This is a genomic window from Sinomonas sp. G460-2 (genome assembly GCF_047759905.1).
Classification (GTDB): Bacteria; Actinomycetota; Actinomycetes; order Actinomycetales; family Micrococcaceae; genus Sinomonas.
Map to the genome: position 1 here is coordinate 1 of NZ_JBKZWT010000334.1, position 3844 is coordinate 3844.

The following is a 3844-nucleotide window of genomic DNA, read 5'->3' on the forward strand; positions in this document are numbered from 1 at the left end:
ACCAACCCCCACGGCCAAGGCTGCTGAACCCCGGATCCCATTCCGGCGGGACCTTCCGGCCCGCGACTGCTGCCCTGACCCGCATCTCCGGTGCAGATTCCCCACGCAATTGCGGGTCAGGGCAGCGGATGCGGCTCAAGGCAGCAGATGGGCTAGCCCCGCGAGCCGCCCGCCGCCGTCGTCAGCGATGGGTCTCAGAATGCAGCAGGGGCCGGCATCCCCGTGGATGCCGGCCCCTGCCGTGAGTCTGACGTGTGGGTCAGAGCGCGTTGACCTTCTTGGCGATGCCCGACTTGCGGTTCGCCGCCTGGTTCTTGTGAATGACGCCCTTGCTCACAGCCTTGTCCAGCTTCTTGCTGGCGCGCTCGAGCGCAGCAGCCGCGCGGTCCTTGTCAGCTGCCTCGACCGCCGTGTTGACGGCGCGGATCAGCGTCTTCAGCTCGGACTTCACGGCCATGTTGCGCTGCCGGGCCTTCTCGTTGGTGAGAATGCGCTTCTTCTGGGACTTGATGTTCGCCACGTGTGTGAACTTTCTTGTTTTGCTGACAGGGTCTAGAGGGCTTTCAAACCGGCCTCGACTGAGCGGCGTGGGGATGCCTTTGGCGGCCGGCTATCAGTGCCCGTCGACCTGCACGGACACACAGCAGTCCATCTTAGCAGAATGACCACACCCATGCCCGGCGCCGGCATCCGGCGTGGCGACCGCCGGGGCTCGGCGGTGCACCCCGATCCATGGGAGACTGGGAAGTCAGCAATCGCCACAGGCCTGCTTACCACGACGCAGTAATCATCACACAGCAGTAGAGGACGTACAGGGTGTCTCCAATGGCCCGCACCGCGCCGGTGCCCGCCGCGACCGATCCGTCGATCATCCGCAATTTCTGCATCATCGCGCACATCGACCACGGCAAGTCGACTCTGGCCGACCGCATGCTGCAGTTCACCGGCGTCGTCCAGTCTCGGGACATGAAGGCCCAGTACCTCGACCGCATGGACATCGAGCGCGAGCGCGGCATCACCATCAAGTCGCAGGCCGTGCGCATGCCGTGGGAGCTTGACGGCGTCGCCTACGCCCTCAACATGATCGACACGCCGGGACACGTCGACTTCACGTACGAGGTCTCGCGCTCGCTCGCGGCGTGCGAGGGCGCCGTCCTGCTCGTGGACGCGGCCCAGGGCATCGAGGCCCAGACGCTCGCGAACCTGTACCTCGCGATGGAGAACGACCTCCACATCATCCCGGTCCTGAACAAGATCGACCTCCCGGCGGCGCAGCCGGAGAAGTATGCCGAGGAGCTCGCGAGCCTCATTGGGGGAGACCCGGACGACGTCATGCGAGTGTCGGGAAAGACCGGCATTGGCGTCGAGGGACTGCTCGATCGCATCGTTCGGGACATCCCTGCCCCGGTCGGCAACGCGAACGCGCCCGCGCGCGCCATGATCTTCGACTCCGTCTACGACACCTACCGCGGCGTCGTGACTTATGTCCGCGTGGTGGACGGGGCGCTCTCGCCCCGCGAGCGCATCCAGATGATGTCCACGAAGGCGAGCCACGAGCTCCTCGAGATCGGCGTCATCTCGCCCGAGCCAATCCCCAGCAACGGCCTCGGAGTCGGCGAAGTGGGCTACCTCATCACTGGCGTGAAGGACGTGCGCCAGTCCAAGGTCGGCGACACGATCACGAACCTCTCGCACCCGGCGGCGAAGTCCCTTGGCGGGTACCAAGACCCGAAGCCCATGGTGTTCTCGGGCCTCTACCCGCTCGACGGCTCGGACTACCCGGACCTCCGCGACGCGCTCGACAAGCTCAAGCTCAACGACGCCGCGCTCGTGTACGAGCCGGAGACCTCGGCGGCGCTCGGCTTCGGCTTCCGCGTCGGCTTCCTCGGCCTCCTGCACCTCGAGATCGTGCGGGAGCGCCTCGAGCGGGAGTTCAACCTCGACCTCATCTCGACCGCCCCGAACGTCATCTATGACGTCACGCTCGAGGACAAGTCGATCGTGACGGTCACCAACCCGAGCGAGTTCCCGACCGGCAAGGTCAAGGAAGTCCGCGAGCCCATGGTGTCCGCGACGATCCTCGCGCCGAACGAGTTCGTGGGCGCGATCATGGAGCTGTGCCAGGGCCGCCGCGGCCAGATGAAGGGCATGGACTACCTCTCCGAGGACCGCGTCGAGCTGCGCTACTGGATGCCTTTGGCTGAGATCGTGTTCGACTTCTTCGACCAGCTCAAGTCGAAGACGCGCGGCTACGCGTCCCTGGACTGGAAAGCCGACGGCGAGCAGGCCGCGGACCTCGTCAAGGTGGACATCCTGCTCCAGGGCGAGACCGTCGACGCGTTCAGCGCGATCACTCACCGCGACAAGGCCTATTCCTACGGCGTCATGATGACGTCGAAGCTGCGCGAGCTCATCCCGCGCCAGCAGTTCGAGGTGCCGATTCAGGCCGCGATCGGCTCGCGCATCATCGCGCGCGAGAACATCCGCGCGATCCGCAAGGACGTCCTCGCGAAGTGCTACGGCGGCGACATCACGCGTAAGCGCAAGCTGCTCGAGAAGCAGAAAGAGGGCAAGAAGCGCATGAAGATGGTGGGCCGAGTGGAGGTCCCCCAAGAGGCGTTCATCGCCGCGCTCACCACCGACGAATCGAAGGACAAGGCCAAGAAATAGCGTGCGAGCGTTTCCAGCAAACGTCGGGACGGCGGTGAACTAGGTGCCTAGCGCTCTTCCCCTCGGGGACCACGCACCGGCCGACGGCGTCCTGCCGCCTCAGGCGGCCGTCGGCGCCGAGGCGCGGGGCTTCTCGCTCTACGCCCACATCCCGTTCTGCACCGTCCGCTGCGGGTACTGCGACTTCAACACGTACACGGCCGCGGAGCTCGGCGGCGGCGCGTCGCAGGCCGAGTACGCGCAGACTGCCGTGGGCGAGGTGCGCCTCGCGGCCCGTGCGCTCGACGCCTCAGGCGTGCCGCGCCGTCGTCTGTCGACGGTGTTCTTCGGCGGCGGGACGCCCACTCTCCTCCCGGCCGGAGACCTCGCCGCGATTCTTGGGGCTGCGGTCGGCGAGTGGGGCCTCGAGCCCGGCGCGGAGGTGACCACGGAGGCCAACCCCGACTCCGTGACGCCCGATTCGCTCGCCGCCCTGCGGGACGCGGGCTTCACGCGCGTCTCGTTCGGCATGCAGTCCGCCGTTCCGCATGTGCTCCGGGTCCTGGACCGCACGCACACCCCAAGCCGCGTCCCCGAGGCCGTGCGCTGGGCGCGGGAGGCCGGCCTCGACGTGAGCCTCGACCTCATCTACGGCACCCCCGGCGAGAGCATCGATGATTGGCGCGTCTCGCTCGACGCCGCGCTCGAGTGCGAGCCCGACCACGTGAGCGCGTACGCGCTCATCGTGGAGGAGGGCACGAAGCTCGCCGCACAGATCCGCCGTGGTCAAGTCCCCGACGTGGACGACGACGACCACGCCACCAAGTACGAACTCGCCGACGCGGCGCTCGGGGGAGCGGGCTTCCACTGGTACGAGGTGAGCAACTGGGCGCGCGGTGCCGCGGGCGACGCCCCGCAGGACAGGCGTTTCGAGTGCCGCCACAACCTCGCCTACTGGCGGGGAGGCGATTGGTGGGGCGTCGGCCCAGGCGCCCATTCCCATGTGGGCGGCGTGCGCTGGTGGAACGTCAAGCACCCGCGCGCCTACGCAGCGCGCCTCGCAAGCGGTGCCTCGCCGGCCGCGGGCCGGGAGACGCTCGACGCCGAAACCCGGCTCGAGGAGCGGATCATCCTGGGGTCAGAAGTCATGTCTGTTGTGAACTCGGAAATGGTCCACTGCGGACCAGAATTCCAC

At 67.4% G+C, this 3844-nt stretch carries 3 protein-coding genes; 2 read left to right on the plus strand and 1 reads right to left on the minus strand.

The window, feature by feature from the left end:
• Positions 1–259 precede the first annotated feature (259 nt).
• Entirely contained in the window at positions 260–520 is a 261-nt protein-coding gene (gene rpsT / locus ACLN58_RS19215) for a 30S ribosomal protein S20 (protein WP_415856839.1), read from the minus strand.
• Positions 521–816: 296 nt separating this feature from the next.
• On the opposite strand from rpsT, the gene lepA reads away from it, so the two are divergent.
• Both lepA and hemW read left to right on the plus strand, forming a co-directional pair.
• On the plus strand, positions 817–2670 hold the full coding sequence (gene lepA, locus ACLN58_RS19220; protein WP_415856840.1) for a translation elongation factor 4: 1854 nt from the start codon (positions 817–819) through the stop codon (positions 2668–2670).
• A gap of 43 nt (positions 2671–2713) precedes the next feature.
• Positions 2714–3844 (plus strand): radical SAM family heme chaperone HemW (gene hemW / locus ACLN58_RS19225; protein WP_415856841.1); only part of this gene is annotated, 1131 nt, incomplete at its 3' end.